The sequence below is a fragment of the Nonomuraea sp. NPDC001684 genome, from assembly GCF_053596515.1.
In genome coordinates this window covers 1-2,672 of the sequence record NZ_JBSFGJ010000756.1, presented here as the reverse complement: position 1 = coordinate 2,672, position 2,672 = coordinate 1, and the positions used below count along the sequence as shown (strand labels likewise).

The window sequence follows — 2,672 nt, the reverse complement described above, 5'->3', positions numbered from 1 at the left end:
CGCTGCGGGCCGACCTGGGGAACCTGACCTCCACCACGTTCAACACGCTGCAGCTCGTGGAGACCGTCAAGGCGACGGGGGCCGAGCCGACGGCGGCCGTCTCCCGCACGACCGTCACCGCGCCCGTCATGACCAGGACGCCGATGGCGAACAGGATGAGCATCGTCCAGCGCCAGTTCAGGCCGCTGGTGATGAGCCCGCCGCCGATCGTCCCGACGACGAAGCCCAGCGACAGCAGGGCGCCGTTGACGCCCAGCGCCCTGGTGCGCTGCGGCCCTTCGGGGAACGTGCCGGTCATCAGCGCCAGCGCGGTCGGGCCGATCATGGCCGCGGCCACGCCCTGTCCCGCGCGGGCCGCCACCAGCAGCCCCGGGGTCGGCGCCAGCCCGGCCAGCAGCGAGAACACCGAGAACGCCGCCACGCCGATGACGAACAACCGGCGCCTGCCCACCATGTCGGACGCGCGTCCGAACAAGGGCATAAACGCGGCCGTCGGCAGCAGGCAGGCGGTGGCCACCCACTGCAGCGCCGAGGCGGAGGAGAAGCCGAGGTCCCTGCCGATCTCCGGCAGCGCCACCGTGATGATCGAGTAGTCCAGCCCGGTCATCAACGTCGCGCCGCACAACGTGATGAGGACGAGCCAGCCGCGCAGCCCCCATCGCGGGGTCGTGTCAGCGGCGGTCAGGTCGTGTGTGTCCGTCGTCATGCGGCCAGAGTGCGGCCGGCCGCGAAGATCAACCAGAGCCCTGCTGAGGGTACATCTGTCAGGTGCAGGACGGGCGGACGCGGGGGGCGATCCGTCGCGTCCGGCAATTCGCTAAGGACGCTGCAGAATCACCGAGTCGGAGAGCTGGGTGAGCAACTCCAGTTGATCGAAATAGAGGCGCAAACTCGTGATGAGTCCGTCTTCCACTGTGCAGACATAACAGCATCGCAAACGGACAGGGCGGCCCGTCGCGTGCAGCACCTGACCGTCGGGCATGGTGTACGGCCCCCGGTGAGTTCCGACCATGAGAAGCTCGTCGACGGTTGTGGCCTCGGCCTCGGAGGACTCCGTGATCACGGCCCGGACGTCGGGGAACGCCGTCCAGAACTCCTCCAGATAGGAGGCCAGCTCGCTGTGTCCCTGAGATACGCCTTCGGGGCTGATGGACACCCCGGCCGGGCTGAAAGTGCCGAGCAGTGCCGTCATGTCGTGGGCGTTGAACGCGTCCGTATAGCGGTCGCGCACCTCGCGGGCAACATTCATGGCACCGGATCCTCCTATATTCGCTCGATGCCCAGCGTGGCTGTCGATATGCGGTCGAATGGCCAACGCAGGCTAGATCCGCAGACTCGACGAGGTGAAATTCTGGGCCTTTCGCAAAGGCGCGCCGGGGAGCGGCAGGTGGCCCAGGGGCACCGGTCGCATGTTGACGCGAACGTGAGGAAAGGATACGTTCCGGTAGATTTCACGGTTGTCCAAGGGAAATCCGGTGAGATGCCGGTGCGGACGCGCCACTGTATCCGGGACGTAGATCCCGGGAGCCAGGTCGCTTGGCAGCCGTGACCTCGTGATATGGGACGCGTGACCCCTGAGGAGGCTTGACATGACCGGGTTGTCCACCCCGTCGACGATTCCCTTTCCCCGCCTGCGCCCTTGGCTGCTGCTGGCCGTGCCCGTGCTGCTGCTGGTCGCCTACCTGGTTCTGATGGACAACGGCGCCATCTCCCAGACCGGCACCTTCCTGCACGAGCTGATGCACGACGGGCGTCACCTGCTCGGCGTGCCCTGCCACTGAGGGCCGTCATGGTACGCACCTTCCTGGCCAGAGGTCTGCTCGTCGGACTCCTGGCCGGACTGATCGCGGGCGCCTTCGCCTTCGCCTTCGGTGAACCTCGCGTGGACCACGCGATCGCCCTGGAGGAGGCCGCCGCCCAGGCCGAGGCGCCCGATCCGGACGCCGGGACGGCCGGGCACGGCCACGCCGAAGCGGCCGAGCACAGCCACGGCGAGGACGCCGTGGTCGGCAGGCCCGTGCAGAAGGCGGGGCTGTTCCTGGCCACCGGGCTCTACGGGCTGGCCGTGGGCGGGGTGTTCGCCCTGGTGTTCGCCGGACTGCGCGGGCGGGTCGGCCCGCGTTCCGACGGGCGGCTGGCGATGGCCGCGGCCGGTACGGCGTTCGCCGCGATCATCCTCGTGCCCTTCGTGAAATATCCGGCCAACCCGCCTGCGGTGGGCGATCCGGACACCATCAACAGCCGCACGCTGCTCTACGTGGTGATGATCCTCGTCGGGCTGGCGGCGACGGCGATCGCGGTGGCGACGGCCCGCCGCGTCGACGGCGGCCCGTGGGCTCGCTGGACGGCGGCGGCGGTCGCGTTCCTGGTGCCCGTCGTCGCCGCGTGGTGGTTGCTGCCGCCGGTCGATGAGGTGCCCGAGGGGTTCCCCGCCACGCTGCTGTGGGAGTTCCGGCTCGCCTCGCTCGGCACGCAGCTCGTCTTCTGGGCGGCGTTCGGCGTGCTGTTCGGCTGGGCGAGCGACCGGGCGGAGCGGCGTACCGCGGCTCACCCGCTGGTCGCGGCGCCGAGCTGAGCAAGGTGCTGTTCGTCCGGCATGCCACGACACCGGGGATGCGGGCCGGGTGCTTTCCCGCCGACGAGGACGCCGACGCGGCGAGCCTGACCAGGGC

At 69.6% G+C, this 2,672-nt stretch carries 4 protein-coding genes; 2 read left to right on the top strand and 2 right to left on the bottom strand.

The window, feature by feature from the left end:
* Both ACWCSD_RS51225 and ACWCSD_RS51220 read right to left on the bottom strand, forming a co-directional pair.
* A partial coding sequence (locus ACWCSD_RS51225) for an MFS transporter (RefSeq protein WP_449926933.1) occupies positions 1–706 on the bottom strand: 706 nt, incomplete at its 3' end.
* A gap of 111 nt (positions 707–817) precedes the next feature.
* Positions 818–1,249 carry a nuclear transport factor 2 family protein gene (locus tag ACWCSD_RS51220; protein WP_397158041.1) on the bottom strand — a complete coding sequence of 144 codons (432 nt, stop codon included), beginning with the start codon at positions 1,247–1,249 and terminating at the stop codon, positions 818–820.
* A 340-nt stretch (positions 1,250–1,589) separates the two neighbouring features.
* Here ACWCSD_RS51220 and ACWCSD_RS51215 point away from each other — a divergent pair, with 340 nt between their 5' ends.
* The gene (locus ACWCSD_RS51215; RefSeq protein ID WP_352320001.1) at positions 1,590–1,781 is read left to right on the top strand and encodes a CbtB domain-containing protein; all 192 of its coding nucleotides are present in this window, start codon (positions 1,590–1,592) and stop codon (positions 1,779–1,781) included.
* An 8-nt stretch (positions 1,782–1,789) separates the two neighbouring features.
* On the top strand, positions 1,790–2,575 hold the full coding sequence (locus tag ACWCSD_RS51210; RefSeq protein ID WP_449926930.1) for a CbtA family protein: 786 nt from the start codon (positions 1,790–1,792) through the stop codon (positions 2,573–2,575).
* Positions 2,576–2,672 lie beyond the last annotated feature (97 nt).